The sequence below is a fragment of the Streptomyces sp. E2N166 genome (assembly GCF_003671715.1).
Lineage (GTDB): Bacteria > Actinomycetota > Actinomycetes > Streptomycetales > Streptomycetaceae > Streptomyces > Streptomyces thinghirensis.
Genome location: NZ_RAIF01000032.1, coordinates 1,159,238 through 1,175,743, shown reverse-complemented (window position 1 = coordinate 1,175,743; position 16,506 = coordinate 1,159,238). Strand labels below are relative to the sequence as shown.

Annotated in this window: 11 protein-coding genes; 2 read left to right on the top strand and 9 right to left on the bottom strand. The window is 71.8% G+C overall.

From position 1 onward, the window contains the following. From EBH09_RS32245 to EBH09_RS32225, 5 genes are all read right to left on the bottom strand, one after another. The coding region (locus tag EBH09_RS32245) for a polyketide synthase (protein ID WP_274595157.1) at positions 1–1,309 on the bottom strand (1,309 nt) is incomplete at its 3' end. A 38-nt stretch (positions 1,310–1,347) separates the two neighbouring features. Next, a complete protein-coding gene (locus tag EBH09_RS32240; protein WP_121750379.1) occupies positions 1,348–4,422 on the bottom strand; it encodes a type I polyketide synthase in 3,075 nt (1,024 codons plus the stop codon). A gap of 51 nt (positions 4,423–4,473) precedes the next feature. Continuing rightward, positions 4,474–5,214: a thioesterase domain-containing protein gene (locus tag EBH09_RS32235; protein WP_121750378.1), complete on the bottom strand. Its 741-nt coding sequence runs from the start codon at positions 5,212–5,214 to the stop codon at positions 4,474–4,476. Further along, positions 5,211–6,461 (bottom strand): cytochrome P450, encoded by a 1,251-nt coding sequence (locus EBH09_RS32230; protein WP_121750377.1) that lies wholly within the window; start codon positions 6,459–6,461, stop codon positions 5,211–5,213. The genes EBH09_RS32235 and EBH09_RS32230 overlap by 4 nt, the downstream gene beginning before the upstream one ends. A 1-nt stretch (position 6,462) precedes the next feature. Further along, on the bottom strand, positions 6,463–6,768 hold the full coding sequence (locus tag EBH09_RS32225; RefSeq protein ID WP_121750376.1) for an acyl carrier protein: 306 nt from the start codon (positions 6,766–6,768) through the stop codon (positions 6,463–6,465). A 441-nt stretch (positions 6,769–7,209) separates the two neighbouring features. Between EBH09_RS32225 and EBH09_RS32220 the strand changes: the two genes are divergently transcribed. Next, positions 7,210–8,046 (top strand): putative nonproteinogenic amino acid hydroxylase, encoded by an 837-nt coding sequence (locus EBH09_RS32220; protein WP_238697505.1) that lies wholly within the window; start codon positions 7,210–7,212, stop codon positions 8,044–8,046. Positions 8,047–8,120: 74 nt separating this feature from the next. Here EBH09_RS32220 and EBH09_RS32215 read toward each other — a convergent pair whose 3' ends face one another. Then, on the bottom strand, positions 8,121–9,047 hold the full coding sequence (locus tag EBH09_RS32215; protein ID WP_121750374.1) for a phytanoyl-CoA dioxygenase family protein: 927 nt from the start codon (positions 9,045–9,047) through the stop codon (positions 8,121–8,123). 784 nt (positions 9,048–9,831) lie between these two features. On the opposite strand from EBH09_RS32215, the gene EBH09_RS32210 reads away from it, so the two are divergent. Further along, positions 9,832–11,160, top strand: a complete 1,329-nt coding sequence (locus EBH09_RS32210) for a PLP-dependent aminotransferase family protein (RefSeq protein ID WP_121751107.1) — start codon at positions 9,832–9,834, stop codon at positions 11,158–11,160. 74 nt (positions 11,161–11,234) lie between these two features. Here the strand turns inward: EBH09_RS32210 and EBH09_RS32205 are convergent, their stop codons facing one another. The 3 genes from EBH09_RS32205 to EBH09_RS32195 form a co-directional block, all read right to left on the bottom strand. Beyond that, positions 11,235–12,467 (bottom strand): cytochrome P450, encoded by a 1,233-nt coding sequence (locus EBH09_RS32205; protein WP_193776643.1) that lies wholly within the window; start codon positions 12,465–12,467, stop codon positions 11,235–11,237. Between the two features lie 119 nt (positions 12,468–12,586). After that, positions 12,587–13,324 (bottom strand): alpha/beta fold hydrolase, encoded by a 738-nt coding sequence (locus tag EBH09_RS32200; RefSeq protein ID WP_121750372.1) that lies wholly within the window; start codon positions 13,322–13,324, stop codon positions 12,587–12,589. Continuing rightward, positions 13,321–16,506 (bottom strand): alpha/beta fold hydrolase (locus EBH09_RS32195; protein WP_274595156.1); only part of this gene is annotated, 3,186 nt, incomplete at its 5' end. The genes EBH09_RS32195 and EBH09_RS32200, both read right to left, overlap by 4 nt.

Here is a 16,506-nt window from a genome sequence, read left to right as displayed (position 1 = left end):
GCCGGGCGGGCCAGGGCTCGGGCTCGGTCAGCAACTCCACTGCTCCGGCGGTCCAGTCCACGTGCGGGGTGGGACGGTCCACGTGCAGCGTCCGCGGCAGGACACCGTGCCGCATCGCCATGATCATTTTGATGATGCCACCGACCCCGGCGGCAGCCTGTGTATGACCGATGTTCGACTTGAGTGAACCCAGCCGGAGCGGTTCGCCGGGCTCCCGGTCCTGCCCGTAGGTGGCCAGCAGCGCCTCGGCCTCGATGGGGTCGCCCAGCCGGGTGCCGGTGCCGTGGGCCTCCACCGCGTCCACCTCCCGGGGGGCGAGGCCCGCGTCGGCCAGGGCCGCTCGCACGACCCGCTGCTGCGCGAGCCCGTTCGGCGCGGTGAGACCGTTGGACGCGCCGTCCTGGTTGACGGCCGAGCCCCGGATCAGTGCCCAGATCCGCCGCCCGTTGCGCAGCGCGTCCGACAGCCGCTCCAGGACCAGCACACCCGCGCCCTCGCCCCAGGCGGTTCCGTCGGCAGACTCCGCGAACGACTTGCACCGCCCGTCGGCCGCCAGGCCCCGCTGCCGGGAGACCTCCACGAACAGGCCCGGGCTCGGCAGCGCCGACACCCCGCCGGCCAGCGCCAGCGCGCATTCGCCGGACCGCAGGGAGCGCACGGCCTGGTGGACGGCGACCAGCGAGGAGGAGCAGGCCGTGTCGGTGGACACCGCCGGGCCCTGAAGGCCCAGCACGTACGCCACCCGGCCCGAGGCCACGCTGGTGTACGTCCCGGCGATCCCGAAGCCCTCGCCCTCGGCCGCCGTCCCACCGCCCAGCCGGGGACCGTAGTCGACCCCGTAGATGCCGGTGAACACGCCCGTGTCCGATCCCCGCAGGGTCGCGGGGTCGATCCCCGCGCGCTCCAGGGCCTCCCAGGAGGTCTCCAGCATCAGGCGCTGCTGGGGGTCCATCGCCAGCGCCTCGCGCGGGCTGATGCCGAAGAACGGCGCGTCGAACTCCGCGAGCGAGGCGAGGAACCCGCCCCGGCGCGTGTACGTCCGGCCGGACGCCTCGGGGTCCGGGTCGTACAGCGCCTCCACGTCCCAGCCGCGGTCCCGGGGAAACTCCCCCGTCGCGTCCACACCGGCGGACACCACATCCCACAGCTGCTCTGGCGTCGCCACTCCGCCCGGGAAGCGGCACCCCGCACCCACGACGGCGACGGGCTCGCGAGCCGACTCCTCCAACGCGCGCACCCGCTCGCCCAGTTCCTGCGCGTCACCGACGGCGCGCCGCAGGTAGGACCGGAGCTTGTCGACTTCCTCCACTGGGTCTCCTTCACCGATGACGGGGCGAACGGGCGGTGCTACACGTAGCCGCGCTCGATGAGCGCGTACAGCTCGTCGTCGCTGCGGTCCTCCTGGCTCGTCTTCTCCGGCTCGGCGGGCCGCGTGGCGGCCGGGGGCGCGAGGAGGGAGAGGAGATGGCGGGCCAGCCGCCGCGGCGTGGGGTGGCTGAACGCGACGGTGGCCGCAAGCCGTACGCCGGTCACCGCGGTGAGCCGGTTGCGCAGCCGCACCGCCGTCGAGGATTCGAAGCCCAGGTCCTTGAAGGTGCTGTCGGGGCGTGCGGCGAGGTCGCCGGCCGTCGGGCGCGGGCCCTTGGCACCCCACGCCGCCGACGCCTCGGCGCACACGAGGCCGAGGGCGGCAGGTTCCGAGTCCGGCAGGGCCGTCCCCGGGCCCGTGGCGCCGCCCGCGTCCGGGGCGTGGCCCGGCTCGTCGGGCGGGGTCAGCCAGTACCGCCGCCGCTGGAACGCGTAGGCGGGCAGGGCGACCCGGCGCGGCCGGTGCGGGGCGAAAAGCCCGGTGAAGTCCACCGGCGCTCCCCGCACGTGCAGTTCGGCGAGCGAGGCCAGCAGGTCCGCCCGACTCCCGTCCTCCTTGTGCAGGCTGCCCACCACCGTCGGGGAGACGGCGAGCGCGTCGGCCGTCTCCGCCATCGCCACTTCGAGGACCGGATGGGGACTGACCTCCACGAACACCCCGGTGCCCGCGCGCATCAGGCGTTCGACGACCTCGCCGAACCGCACGGTCGAGCGCAGGTTGTCGTACCAGTACGCGCCGTCGAGCGGCCGCGTGCCGAGCGGCCCACCGGTGACGGTGGACCAGAACTCCACCTCGGGTGGTCGCGGCTCGAGGTCCGAGGCGGCCGTGAGGAGCCGCTCCCGGATGCGTTCGACGTGGTGGGAGTGCGAGGCGTAGTCCACCTTGACGCGCCGCACCCGCACGTCGTCCTCGGCGGCCCGCGCGGCGAACAGCTCCAGCGCCGCGTCGTCCCCGGAGACCACCACCGACACCGGTCCGTTGACCGCGGCCGTGGACAGCCGCCCGGGCCACTGCCGCAGCCGTTCGCCCACCCACGCCGGGGACGCGGACACCGCGCTCATCCCGCCGGTGCCGGCCAGTTCGGTCAGTTCGCGGCTGCGCAGGGCCACCAGCCGCGCCGCGTCCTGGAGGGAGAGCGCGCCGGCCACGCAGGCGGCGGCGATCTCGCCCTGCGAGTGCCCCACCACCGCGTCGGGGACCACTCCGAACGAGCGCCAGACCCGGGCCAGCGACACCATCATCGCGAACAGCGCGGGCTGGACGACGTCGACCCGGTCCAGTGTCGCGGCCGGTTCGGCGGCGGTCACCACGTCCACCAGCGACCAGTCCACCCACGGCTCCAGTGCCCGGGCACAGGCGTCGATCGCGTGGGCGAACTCCGCCGACTCCGCGTACAGCCGGCGGCCCATGCCGAGCCACTGGGAGCCCTGCCCGGGGAAGACGAACACGATTGGTCCGGGCGGGCCCTGGACCGAGCCCCGCACCGTCCGCTCCGTGCCGGAGCCGGCCGCCAGCCGGTCGAGACCGGCCAGCGCCTCGTCGCGGTCGCCGCCGAGCAGCACCGCCCGGTGCTCGAACGTGGTCCGGGTCGTCAGCAGCGAGTGGCCCACGTCGGCGGTGGTCAGGGAGGCGTCGGCGGCGACGAGCTCGCGCAGCCGGAGCGCTTGTTCACGCAGGGCCGCCTCGGAACGGGCCGACAGCGCCCAGGGCAGCACCTGGGAGGCGTGCGGGCCCGGCTCGATGTCCGCGGCCCGGGCCGCGGGCGTCCGTGGGGCCTGTTCGAGGACGACGTGGGCGTTGGTCCCGCCCATGCCGAACGCCGACACGCCGGCCCGTCGCGGCCGTCCGGGTGGTCCCGGCCATGGCCGGGCGGTGACCGGGACCTCGAAGTCTCGGTGGAAGTCGGCGATGGCGGGGTTGGGCGACGCGAAGTTCAGACTCGGCACCAGCAGGCCGCGGTCCACGCAGAGGGCCGCCTTCACGAAACCGGCGATGCCCGCGGCGGGCTCCAGGTGCCCGACGTTCGTCTTCACCGAGCCGATCGTGAGGGGACGGCTGCGGCCGGTCGCCCGAAAGACCTCGCGCAGGCCGGACGCCTCGGCCGGGTCGCCCAGGCGCGTGCCCGTGCCGTGGGCCTCCACGTAGTCGACGCTGTCGAAGGGGACGTCGGCGCGTGCCAGGGCGGACAGCACGGTCGCCGCCTGGGCGCCGGGGCTGGGATCCGGCATCCGGGCGGTGGCGCCCGCGCTGCCGATGCTCCAGCCCCGTACCACCGCGTAGATGTGGTCGCCGTCGGCGACGGCGAGGTCGAGCCGCTTGAGCAGCACGAAAGCACCGCCCTCGCCCCGGACGAAACCGCCGGCGCGGGCGTCGAAGGAGAAGCAGCGGCCGTCGGGCGACAGGGCGCCCATGTTCGCCAGGCCCAGTCCCGACTCCGGATCGGCGATCAGCTCGACGCCGCCGGCCAGCGCCGTGTCGACCGCGCCGCTTCGGATCCGGTCGCAGCTCAGCGCCAGCGCCACCAGGGACGAGGACTGGCCGGAGTCAGCGCAGTAGCTCATGCCGCGGACGTCGAACAGGCTGGAGATCCGGTTGGCGATCAGCGCGCCGGCGGAGCCGAGCGCGGCGTGGTGGTCGTCCCGGTCGCTGCCGGCCGACCTGCGCAGCAGGTCGTATCCGGAGGGCACGCTGCCGACCACCACGTCGATCTCGCGGCCCGCGAGCGCGCCCGCCGGGACCCGGGCGTCCTCGACGGCCTCCCAGGCCAGTTCCAGTCCCAGCCGCTGTACGGGGTCCATGGCGGCCGCCTCCGCCGCGTCGAGGCCGAAGAACTCTGCGTCGAACCCGTCGATGGCGTCGAAGAACGAACCCGCCCGCAGGGTGCCGGTGTCCGGATGGGCCGGGCTCGGGGTGCCGGCCGCCCGCTGCTCGGGGAACGTTCCGACGGTCGACCGGCCGTCGAGCAGCAGGCGCCAGAACTCCCCAGGGCCGCTCACTCCGGGGAAGCGGCACGACATCCCGATGACGGCGATACCGGAGGCCGGGTCAGTCATACGAATCCTTTCCGGTTTTGGGGCCCGTGGCGCGCGGGCGGTCCGCCGCATTCAGCGCCAGGAGCCCAGCGACGTCAGAAGTGCGTCGGGCGCGTGCATGAAGTCGTAGTGACCGCCGTCGACGACCCGGACGTCGACCGACTCCGCGTAGGAACGCCAGGCCTCCAGGTCGTCCGGGTTCACGTCGGGGTCGTCCCGCCAGTGCAGAACCACGACCGGGCACGGGAGCGTCACCGGCTCCGTGCGCCGGTAGGCGCCCGCGGCGGCGTGGTCGCGGAGCAGTACGGCCAGGCCCATGTCCACCATGTCCGGCCGTGGCTCGATGCCCCGGTCGCGCAGGAAGGACTCCAGTTCGGCCCGGAGTTGGGCCTCGGTCATGGCGAGCATGTGGTCGCGCGAGGCGTGGTGCGGCGCGGGCTGGCCCGACACGAACAGGCGCTCGGGCAGGGGAAGGCCCCGGTCGGCGAGGCGGAGCACGGTCTCGAAGGCGGGCAGTGCCCCCGCGCAGTGCCCGAAGAACGCGAACGGCCGGTCGAGCAGCGGCACCAGTGCCTCGGTGAGCGCGTCGGCGAGTTCCTCATAGGTGCCGTAGTGCGGTTCGGCCATCCGGCTCTCCCGGCCGGGGAACTGCACGGGGCAGACCTCGGCGCCGCCGATCGCGGCCGGCCAGGCGCTGAAGGCCGAGGCGCCGGCTCCGGAGAAGGGGAAGCAGAAGATCCTGGCGGGGTGGCCGGTGCCGGACGGCGGCCGGACGAACCAGGGCGAGGTGACGGTGGCGGATCCGGATGTCATGGCGTCCTGCGTTTCTGGACGACGATGGGGAGGTGGGTCATGCCGGCGATGAAGTACGACCGCAAGTGCTCGGGCTCACCGGCGACTTCGATCGATCCGCAGCGCTGCAGAAGCTCTTCAAAGAAGACGCGCAGGGTCATCCGGGCCAGCGGCGCGCCGATGCAGAAGTGCGAGCCGAACCCGAACGCGACCTGGCGCTTGGCGCCGGTCCGGGTGATGTCGAACGTGTGGGGGTCGGTGAACTGGGCGGCGTCCCGGTTGGCCGACCCGATCCACGCGACGACCGCTCCGCCGGCCGGGACGGTGCCGCCACCGATCCGGGTGTCGCCGACGGCGTACCGCATGAAGTTGCAGGCGGCCGAGGTCCAGCGCAGCCCCTCCTCCACCAGGTTCGGCACGAGCGACGGGTCGGCCTGCGCCTTCTCGAACTGCTCGGGCCGTTCGACGAGGGCGAGCACCGTGCCCGAGACGGTGTGGGGGGTCGTCACGTTGGCGCCGAGGAGGATGCTGTAGCCGTTGAGGGCGATCTCCTCGTCGGTCAGCGGCGCCTCGCCCGCGCGCACGCTCATGAGGTGGTCGAGCAGACTGGTGTCCTCGCCCCCGGCCGCGCGGCGCTGCTTGACCCACGCGGTGACGTAGGCGACGAGTTCATGGTGGGAGATGGCGAGCGTCGCGGCCTCGCTGCCCTGCCGGAAGTGCGGGTCCGAGGGGGCCGTCACCATCGCGGTCAGCTGCACGAGTTCGTCCCAGTCCCGCTCCGGGATGCCGAGCAGCGGACCGGTGACGATGGCCGGCAGGCGCAGCGCCTGCTCGGCCAGGTCGAAGACGGTGCCGTCGAGCGCCGGCTCGAGGAACCTCACGATCGCCTGCCGGATCCGGTCCTCCCAGGGGGCCACGGCGCGCGCGGTGAGCCGGGAGCCGATCGCCCTGCGGACCTGGGTGTGCCGGGGCGGGTCGGTGGAGGTCATCAGCTTGCCCGCCGCGACGTCGTCGACACCGAGGTGGGTGACGACCGTTCCGCGCTCCGAGGTGAACTCCTGGTGGGAGCCGAGCACCCGGCAGACGTCCTCGTGGCGCGTCACGGACCAGAACTCCCGCCCGTCGGCCAGGACCTGGTGGTGCAGCGGGGCCTTGGCCCGCATGGCGTCCCATACCGGATGAGGGTCGCCGGCGGTGTAGAGGTCCAGGTCGAACAGGTCGACGCGGTCGGGGTCGATGTCGCGTGCGGCGCCGGGCGTCAGCCTCATGTCAGCGCCTTCCCCGCTCGATGAGTGCGGCGACCCGGGCGGGGGTCTGGGCCAGGTAGAAGTCGCGCACCGACAGCTCGACGCCGTGGTCGCGCTTCACCTGGTCGATGATCGCGATCCCGGTCAGGGAGTTGCCGCCGAGTGCGAAGAAGTCGTCGTCCGCCCCGACCTCGCGACCGGGGAGGTGCTCCGCCCACAGCGCGCAGACCTCGTGCACCAGCGCCTCGGGCGCACCGTCGGATCCTGCGTGCGCCTCGGTCGCCTCGTGGTGTCCACCTTGCCGGTGAGCCCGCGGTCGCGATTCCATCGCCACCCTTTCCTTTCTCCGAGGGACGCAAAGGCCCGTTTCGGGGATGGGCATTCATATGCCGCGCGGGAAGTTCATTGAAACTCGGCCACACCGGACGAGGTTAAAGCCCGGAAATGAATTACGAAAGACACGGACCGAGTGCCGCGGATCTTCGGCGGCGACCGGTTGTCCCGCCGACGGGACACCGTGGGCACGCCCGAACAAGGCCGCGGCGAGCCTCGTGGACGGTATCCATCAGGGGAAGTTCAGGCTGCCCATCGTGCCATCCCCGGTGCTTCCGGGCGAGCGATCGAGGCTTCCGACGGGCCGGCGGGGGCTACTCGCAGCCTCGGCGGCCACGTCATTGCCATCGCATTTTCGAAGAATTACTGTGACGCCCCGGAGGGCGCCCACGAACATCCGCGTTCATCAAAAAACCATCTGCCGGAGGAGATTTCCTTGCTCAAGTCGCAACGGCTTGCGGTGCTGCCTATCGACGCGTACGACCTGGATTCCGAGTTGTCTGTCGTGGACCACCACGACTACGGGGGAGACTATGACGCCTTCACGTTCGGCTCATGGTCGTCGCATGTGCTGGCGAACGGCACGGGCGCCGACTCCGACACCGCCTTCCGCCCGCACGACGGCCGGCTGACCCTGACGGATCTGGGCAAGCGGCTGCCGAACATCATGGCGTTGGTGACCGACAACTTTCCCCTGGACCGGTTGCAGTGGGTGCGTGTCTTCAGCCTCCGGGACGGGCTGATCTCGCCGCACGTGGACTTCCTGGAGTTCTCCGAGCCGGGCACCCGGCTCCAGGTTCCGCTGCGTACCAGCGAGGAGTCCCTGCACTCCGAGAACGAGTCCGTCTACCACATCCGCCGCGGTGAGGTCTGGAAGATCCATTCGACCGACCCGCACTCCGCACGCAGCACCTCCCGGACCGCGCGGCTCTCCCTGTGCCTGGATTTCGCGGACTCCGAGGGGCCGATCGAAATCCGCAACGAAGTACCCGCGACCGAGCCGGTCCGCATCGTCGAGCGGCCCGAGCCGACCGACGCCGAGCTCCGCGATCTCATCGAGTCAGGGCGGGACTTCACCCCGGATACGATGCGGCCGGCCTTCCGCCGGTTCGCCGAGCTGCACTTCGAGCGCCACGCACACGCCACGGCGGCCTTCGACTGGTACGTGGAGGCCGCGCGCCTGACCGGCGACGACGACATGGTGGCCAAGGCCCGGGCCTTCCGGACGTACTGTGTCGAGAAGCGGGGCGACGGGGAGACGTTCGACTGGTGAACGACGCGGCGCCGCCGCCGACCGGCCGATGGCCCACCGCGGATGAGCGGCGGGCCATCGGCCGGTACGCGTGGTCAGCTCTTCACGGTGCCTTCGCGCAGCCGGTCGATCATGTGCCGGGTCGTCTCGATCGGGCTCTCCTGCGCCAGGCCCCAGGAACTCGACGGCAGGCCTTCGTTGCGCACGGCTACCTTCTCGTTCCACTCCTCCCGGCCGGCGAAGGGGATCGTCTCGCCCTCCTGGTAGGCCGGGAAGGGACGGTACTGATTGAGGCCGGCGGCGTCGGTCCCCCGCACGAGCAGCGGGTCGAGGTAGATGCCCTCGCTGTGGATCCGCGTGGCCGTCGAGATGTAGCCGATGTCCAGACCGCAGCGCCGCTTGGCGGAGGTGTTCGCCTCCGAGTAGTGCAGCAGGTGGGGGTGGTGGATCGACACGTCACCCGGCTGGAGCTCGATGTCCACGACACCGCGCTTGTCCCCCCACTCCCGCACCAGCGTCTCGTCGGAGCTGGAGAAGAGCATGTTGGGCTGGTCGGTGCGCGCCTGCGGCTTGTGCAGCGGCAGTTCGTGGCTCCCGGGGATCATCCGCAGGCAGCCGTTCTCGGTGGTGCTCTCATCGACGGCCAGCCACACCGTCAGTGCCTCCATCGGGCTCAGCGTCCAGTACGCGCCGTCCTGGTGCCACAGCACGGGCTGTCCGTCGTACGGGGGCTTGCAGATGTAGTGGGCGGTGAAGCATGCGAGGTCGGGCCCGAGGAAGAACTCCGCGATGTCCACCAGACGGGAGTCCGAGACCAGCCGGGCCCAGAACGCGTCGTTGCGGATCAACGGGTGGTGCAGGTGCTCGGGCCGCAGATCCGGGTACTTGCCGGTGAGCCAGTCGACGTGGGCACGCACCTCGTCCAGCAGATCCCGCGGCACGACGCCGCGGATGATGGAGAATCCCTGTTCGGCGTATTCCGCCGCGGCTTTCTCCAAAACGCCCTCGCCCAGTGTGTTCATGCGTCACTTCCTTTTCGGGTGTGAGGTGATGGCGACTTGCGGGACTCGTTCTCGAAGCCGTCACGGATTTCCGCTTCACGGGATTCGGTGATTCACGGCTCCGGACGTGGAAACTGGTGGCCGGGCTGCCGGCGCGGTGTCGCGCCGGCAGCTCGGGCGTGGTCGACGGGGGCGACCGCCCGGCGATCTGGTCTCGTACCGGCGGGCGCGGTTCACATGTCGCGTTCACGGCGTGTGGAAACGGAATGCGGGTCCGCCGGCGGTCCTTCGGCCGGTTGTCGTCGGCCGGTCGCAGCGGAACTCCCCCGCGCCTTTTCGCCGGTACCCCGGCGGTTCAACACTCTGTCCGCCGCGCGGAGGGGTGTCAATGTTCCTCGTGCCGTCCCCGGGGCTCCGGCGGGCCAGCGGCAAGGGAGGGCGGTCCTTCTCGGTGTGTCCCGCTGACGGGACAGGCACGGGCAGGCCCGGCCGCGTCGGATCGGCGCACACCGCGAGATTCATCCGCCGCCCCGGTGTGCGCCGCGAAGCACTGCGGTGCGTCATGTCACGCGTCTAATATGAGGGCCCGACGAGGCGGCATCGCACCCGGGCACCGCGTGCCGTGCCCCCGCGGGCGCAGGCGTCGCGGCGGCTCCCGTCTCCCCGGTGCGGGACACGGCCCGAGCGCGGCCGGAACACGGCAACCGCCCCCCTGTCCAGGGCCGTCTCGACGGCCCAGGGCCCACGTGACGTGCCCGATATACCCAACGTGTCCAAGTGTCCAACGGATGAGGATGGCGTGACCATGGCCGTACACCCGGCGCCCGCGTTCCTGAGCATCACGGACCTGCACGAGTCGGTGGACGACCCCGCGCTGACCTCCATGACCCTGCTCAACGAACTCGCCGGACGCTACCCGAGCGCCGTCTCCTTCTCCGCCGGCCGCCCGTTCGAGGGCTTCTACGACGTCGAGGACCTGTCCCGCCATCTCGCGACGTTCCGGCGCCACTTGGAGGACGAGGTCGGCCTACCCGCAGAGCAGGTGCGGCGCACCTTCTTCCAGTACGGCCGGACCAAGGGCTTCATCCACGAACTGATAGCCCGTCAACTGCAGCTCGACGAGGGCCTGACCGTGGACCCGGAGAGCATCGTGGTGACCACCGGCTGCCAGGAGGCGATGGTGATCCTGCTGCGCGCCCTGGTCCGGGACAGCCGCGACGTCATCCTGGCGGCGGAGCCCAACTACGTGGGATTCATCGGCGCGGCCCGCGTGGCCGGCGCACCCCTGCGTCCCGTCCGGGAGGGCACGGGCGGTATCGACCTGGACGACCTGGAACGGCAGATAGCCGCGGCACGGCGCGAAGGACTGCGCCCGCGCGCCTGTTACGTCGTTCCGGACTTCGCCAATCCGAGTGGCGCGAGCATGTCGACGGCTGACCGGGTCGCCCTGCTGGCGCTGGCGCGGCGCGAGCGGATCCTCGTGCTGGAGGACAATCCCTACTCCTTCTTCTCCGCCGACGGTTCGCGGCTGCCCATGCTCAAGTCCCTGGACGAGCACCGCCAGGTGATCCACCTCGGGTCCTTCGCCAAGTCCGCCTTCGCCGGCGCCCGGGTGGGTTACATCATCGCGGACCAGCCGGTGTCCTCGGCAGGGGACCGCGCCGCCGGCCCCGTGCTCCTCGCCGACCATCTCGCCAAGCTGAAGAGCATGGTGACGCTGAACACCTCGACCGTCGCCCAGGCGGTGATCGGCGGATACCTGATCGAGAACGGGCTCAGCCTCAAGCGCGCCACAGCGCGGGAGGCAGGGGTCTACCGGCGGAACCTGGCCACCGTCCTCGACCGGCTCGCGTCGGTCTTCCCGCCGGTGCCGGGACGGCCCCGGGAGGTCTCGTGGAACGCGCCGCAGGGCGGGATGTTCGTCGTCGTCACCCTGCCGTTCGTGGCGGACGAGGAGATGCTCGAGTACTCGGCCTCCAAGTTCGGCGTGCTGTGGACGCCCATGCACCACTTCTACGCGGGCACCTCGGGATTCCACCAGGCCCGGCTCTCCTTCAGTGTGCTCACCCCGGAGGAGATCGGCCTGGGCGTGGACCGGCTGGGCGACCTCGTGAAGGACCAGCGGGGGCGCTGACGCGCCGCCGCTCGTGAGCCGGGCCCCGGACGCCGCCGCGTCCGGGGCCCGGCGGGGTGAGGCCGGTCAGCTGCTCACAGCCGGACCGGAAGCGCGTCGAGCAGCCGGGCACCGCCGGGAGTGGCCTCGGTGTAGGTCAGGCCGGCGCGGTCCACGGTGACCTCCAGGGTGTGGCGCCGGAGCATCAGGTGGTCGAGGGCGATCTCGCCCTCCAGGTTGGCCAGGGCCGCGCCGGTGCAGTAGTGCGGGCCCGCGCCGAAGGCCAGATGGCTCTGCCCGCGCGGCAGCACGCGCTCCACGTCGCACCGTCCGGGCTCGGGGAAGACGTCCGGGTCGTGATTGGCGGAGACCAGGGAGCCGATGAGGGCGTCGCCCCGGCGGATCGGCGTCCCGGCGAACTCCAGGTCCTCCGTGGCGTAGCGGGGGCCGGCGGCCGGGACGGGGTTCGCCACCCGCATCAGCTCGTGGACGGCGTGCGGCAGCGCCTCCGGCCTGGCCCTCAGCAGGGCCAGCTGGTCGGGGTTGTCGAGGAGCGCGAGGACCGCGTTCGGGATGAAGTGGGACGTGGAGTGGTGCCCGTTGTTCACCACGAGCAGCACCATCGAGATGATCTCGGCCTCGCTGAGCCGGTCGCCGTCCTCGTCGCTCGTCTGCACCAGGGTGGAGATCATGTCGTCCGCCGGTTCCGCCCTGCGGCGCACGATGAGCTTGCGCACGTAGTCGACCATGCCCTGGGCGCTCTCGGCGAGGTCGGCGTCGGCGTCGGCGTAGTCGTTCATCCACTTGCGCACCTGGGGCTGGTCGGCCTCGTCGATGCCGATGAGCTCGCAGATGACGGTCCCGGTCAGGGGGGAGGAGTAGTCCTCGATGAGGTCACCGCTCCCCTTGCGGACCAGGTCGTCCAGGAGGCGGGCGGAGATCTCCTCGATGCGCGGGCGCAGTTCCCTGATGCGCCGGACGGTGAAGGCCGGGGTGACGAGGCGGCGCTGGCGCGCGTGGTCCCGGCCGTCCTTGAGCATCATGTTGGCCGCGACGTAGTCCCGGAACTCGTCCGGCAGGTCGAGGGAGGCGACCATCTGGTCCACCAGGCTTGGCCCGCGGTGTCCCGGCACGTTGCTGTGGTCGACGACGAGCCGCGGGTCGCTCAGCGCCGTCTTGATGTCCTCGTTGCGCGTGATCAGCCAGACGCGCGGCCCGCCGGGGAATCCCACGCGGACGAGCGGGGACCGCTCCCGCAGGCGCGCGTAGGCGCAGACCGGGTCCTCCACGAACTCGGGGTCGGTCAGGCTGACGATGGGCTCGTCCATGTGGTGCTCTCCTCGGCGTCCTTGTCGAACGGTGGGCAGGCTCGGGCGAACCGCCGCGCCGGATGTGCCGTCGGCCGCGGTGCGGGGGCACTCCGCGCACCGCGGCCGGCGGACACCCTCTAGGGGGTGTCCGGTGCGGACTCGTTCTCGATCAGGTCCAGTACCTCCCGGCCGTGGTCGACCAGGTACATGTGGTCTCCGGGGAACTCCGCGTAGCTGAAGACGCCGGTGGTCGCCTTCTGCCATTCGTGTGCCTGGTCCGAGCTGACCAGACCGTCGTGGGCCCCCCGGAGGGAGCAGATCGGCACCGTGACCGGTTCGTCGGTGCTCGGCACGTAGTTCTCGTGCATCTCGCAGTCGGCCTGGAGGACGGGCAGGATCAGCTCCCGCATCTCCGGATGGTCGAGGGCCTCGTGCCGGAAGCCGGCGAACTCCTCGACCCGGGCGAGGAACTCCTCGTCGGGCAGGCCGGTCGCGCGTCTCTCCCGCTGCGTCCACGGACCCGGCGAGCCGCTCACGACGAGCCGCTCCACAGGGACGCCCCGCGCGGTCAGCAGATGCGTCAGCTCATAGGCGAGCACAGCGCCCAGGCTGTGCCCGAACAGTGAGATCCGCGCGCCCTCCCCCGCCTCGGCGACGAGGTCGTCGACCGTGTCGCGGGCCGCCTCCACGACGTTGCGGTACGGCGTCCGCAGGATCAGCCGCTCGCGACCGGGCAGTTCGACCGGGACCACGCGCCACCGGCCCGCGGACAGCGTCCGCCACGGGTGGAAGAACGACGGTCCCGCCCCGGCGAACGGCGCGCAGACCAGCACGGCCCGGTCCCGCTCCCGTGTGGGCTCTCCTGTAGCGGTCACCGCGCCAGCCTCTCGGCGATGACCTGCATGATCTGGCCCGCGGGCTTGGGCATGTGCAGATCGTGGTGCGTGGCGTCCACGGCGTGCTCCTCGATGGAGCCGAGGACGTGCGGCCGCCAGTCGGGCCCCCAGGAGGAGACTCCCTCGGTCTTGTCCAGCCTGGCGTTGAAGTACAGCAGGTCGCCACGGTAGACCGGTGACTCGAAGTCACCCATCTTGTTCAGGTTGTTGGCGCCCACCTTCGACATGGTGTCCAGGAAGTCGTCCATGCTGCTGGTGTTCATGAACTGGCCGAAGACCTCCTCGACGTCCGCCCGGTACAGGTCCGGCGTTCTGCCGGAGACCTGTTTGAACCCGCTCTCCGGGTGGCTGGTCGCCGGCTGGGCGTCCAGTACCGCGACGAGGTCGACCCGGTGCCCGAGCCGGTCCAGTTCCACCGCGAGGGCGTGCGCGATCGGACCGCCGTAGGACCAGCCGACGAGGTGGAAAGGGCCTTCCGGCTGGATGCGGAGGATCTCGGCGAGGTAGTCGTCGACCATCTCCTGGACCGAACCCGCCAGCGGATCGGTGCCGTTGGAGCCGCGGGACTGCAGGGCGTAGGCCTGGCGGTCCTGGATGTAGGGGACGAAGGTGAAGTACGCCCAGCCGAGGCCGCCTCCGCCGTGCAGGAACCACACCGGCGGCTTGCCCGTGCCGGGGTCCCTGTTGAGCGGCAGCACGACCTCGAAGCTACCGTTGTGGTCGTCGGGGATGCCGCCGATGAGCACCAGCGCCGCCAGCTCGGCCACGGTCGGGTACTGGATGATCGTCCGCAGCGGTACGTCGAGGCCGAACTGCTTGCGGATGCGGGCGCTGAGCCGGGTGGCCAGCAGCGAGTGCCCGCCGAGCACGAAGAAGTCGTCGTCGATCCCCACCCTTTCCAGGCCCAGCAGCTCGCCGAACAGGGCGCACAGCTTCTCCTCGTGGGAGTTGCGCGGCTCGCCGCTGCTCACGGTGGTGGTGTGCTCCGCGGGCAGCGCGCGCCGGTCGAGCTTGCCGGCGGGGTTCAGCGGTATCTCCGCGAGCGGCACCACGGTGGCCGGGACCATGTAGTCGGGCAGGCGTTCGCGCAGGTACTCGGGCAGCTCGGCCAGGAGGGGGCCGATCGACTTGGCCAGGGCGGGGGCGTTGACCCGCATCCGCCCGGTGGCGGGGCCGGGGACAAATGCTCCGCCGACGGCCTTCGGCTCGGACAGCAGCACCGCGTCGAAGCAGTGGGCGGCCTCGGCGGACCAGGTGAGGACGGCCTCCCCGCCCTGCCGGCGAGCGCTGTCGGCGATCTCCTGCGGATCCACCGCTCCGGCCTGCGGGAGGTTCGAGGCCATGACGCCGGAGGCGGACGCCGCGGCGGCCTCCCCGACCAGCCGTGCGTTGGGTATCCCGGTCACCCGGACCGGGCCGTCGCCCATCCGGCCGGCCAGCTGCGCCGAGTCGCTCACGTCCCGGCCCCACGCCAGGGCGGGCACCTCGGCCAGGTCTAGGAGAGCGGCCGGCCGCCTGTGCAGGACGACCTCGTAGCGGTGCCGGGTCAGTTCGTTGTGGGCGTGCCCCTCCTTCAGCCGGATGTCGACGCCGGCGGCGCGGTCCGCGGCCCATTCGGTGAACCACTCCGGGGCCACCACCAGCTCCCGCTCGGCGAGCAGCGCCTGCTCGACGAGCGCCCGTATCTCCTCGTGCGAGGCGTGCGGCTGCGCGGCCCGCTTCTCCGCGGTCGTCAGCATCCGCAGCGTGGCGGCGTTGCGGACGTCACCGACGATCAGCCGGCCACCCGGAGCGAGGAGTCCCATCAGCTCGCCCAGCACGAGGTCCAGGTAGGCGGCGCTCGGGAAGTACTGCACGACCGAGTTGACGACGATGGTGTCGAAGACGTCGCGGGGCAGCCCCGAGACGTCGTGGGCGGCTTGCGCGGCCAGCCGGACCCGGTCCGCGTGGCCGGCCTGCTCCGTCTGGGCCCGGAGCCGGTCCACGACCGTGGCGGAGATGTCGGTGCCCCAGTACTCCTCGACCTCGCCGACCGTCCCGGCCAGGAGCAGGCCGGAGCCGACCCCGACCTCCAGCACCCGGCGCGGGGCGAAGCGCAGGACCTGCGCCACCGCCGCGTCACGCCACTCGCGCATCTGCTCCACGGGGATCGGCTCGCCGTCGTACACCGACTTCCAGCCCTGGAAGTCCTCGCCCCAGGCCTGTTCGGCGGAGTCGGCGTAGCTCTCGTCGTAGACCTGGCGCCACTCGTCCACCTGGGCCTCGGCATCGGCCACCGCGGCGTCCGGGTCGGGTGCCACGTAGGCGACCAGGCGCTGTTCGCCCTTCTGGTCGTCGCGCACCACGACCGCCGCCTGGGCCACCGCGGGGTGCCCGGTCAGCACGTGCTCGATCTCGCCCAGCTCGATACGGAAGCCGCGGACCTTGACCTGGGAGTCGGTGCGGCCGATGTAGTCGACCTGGCCGTCCTTGGTCCACCGCACCAGGTCCCCGGTGCGGTACATGCGGGTGCCGGGGGTTCCGTACGGGCAGGCCACGAACCGTTCCGAGGTGAGCGGGGTCTGCCCGAGGTAGCCACGGGCCAGGCACACCCCAGCGAGGTACAGCTCGCCGGCGACACCGGGCGGGACGGGGCGGAGCGCGGCGTCGAGGACGTAGACCTGGGTGTTCCAGACGGGTGCGCCGATCGGCACCCGGTCGGAGCCCGGGACGTGCTCCCATCCGGTGACCTCGACGGTCGCCTCGGTGGGTCCGTAGAGGTTGTTGGCGGAGCAGCCGGGCAGCAGTTCGGTGAAGCGGTTGGCGAGAGCGGCCGGGAACGCCTCGGCGGCGACCTCGATCCAGCGCAGGCCGGTGCACTGCTTGGCGAGTGGTTCGGCGACGAAGGCGGACAGCAGGGACGGCACGAAGAACGCGCCGGTCACCCGCTCGCGCTGGATCAGCTCGGCCAGATAGGCCGGGTCGCGGTGCCCGTCGGCGCGTGCGACGACGACGGACGCGCCCATCTGCAGGTTGGCGAACATCTCGGGCACCGAGGCGTCGAACGAGGCCGAGGTGCTGACCATCATGCGGTCCTCGACGCCGACGTCGAAGTGGTCGAGACCCCACCGGATCCGGTTCATGATCGACCGATGCGCCACCGGCACCCCCTTGGGACCACC